This is a genomic window from Aliivibrio sp. 1S128 (genome assembly GCF_001691065.1).
Lineage (GTDB): Bacteria > Pseudomonadota > Gammaproteobacteria > Enterobacterales > Vibrionaceae > Aliivibrio.
Genome location: NZ_MAJV01000187.1, coordinates 1 through 375, shown reverse-complemented (window position 1 = coordinate 375; position 375 = coordinate 1). Strand labels below are relative to the sequence as shown.

1 protein-coding gene is annotated in these 375 nt (G+C 36.3%); it reads left to right on the top strand.

What is annotated here, in order from left to right; all coding sequences use genetic code 11:
- Positions 1 to 139: 139 nt before the first annotated feature.
- Positions 140 to 375: glutathione S-transferase N-terminal domain-containing protein (locus tag A6E03_RS19725; protein WP_176703516.1), on the top strand; the 236-nt coding region annotated here is incomplete at its 3' end.

The following is a 375-nucleotide window of genomic DNA, read 5'->3' as shown; positions in this document are numbered from 1 at the left end:
CACGATTTACTACATTCGGCATTGTAGGTTTGTCTTTGGTTTCTGTGTTTATGGCGGTAAAATTCAGCTTGATCTGCATAGTAGTAAACGTGTTATGCAGGCGTTATGAGTATTTGTGGATTAAGAAAAGGAAGTCATTTTGTATCAGTTATATTATTACCCAAACAACGCGAGTTTAGCTCCGCACTTCTTATTACATTTCATGGAATTAGACTATCAATTGTTGTTAGTTGATAGGAAATCGAGCTTCCACAAATCAGCTGAATATTTAAAATTGAATCCAGCGGGTAGAATTCCTACATTAATTGACGATGGAATGGCAATCTTTGAAAGCTCTGCGATTTGTATTCATCTTTGTGAGCAAAACCCTAAGCA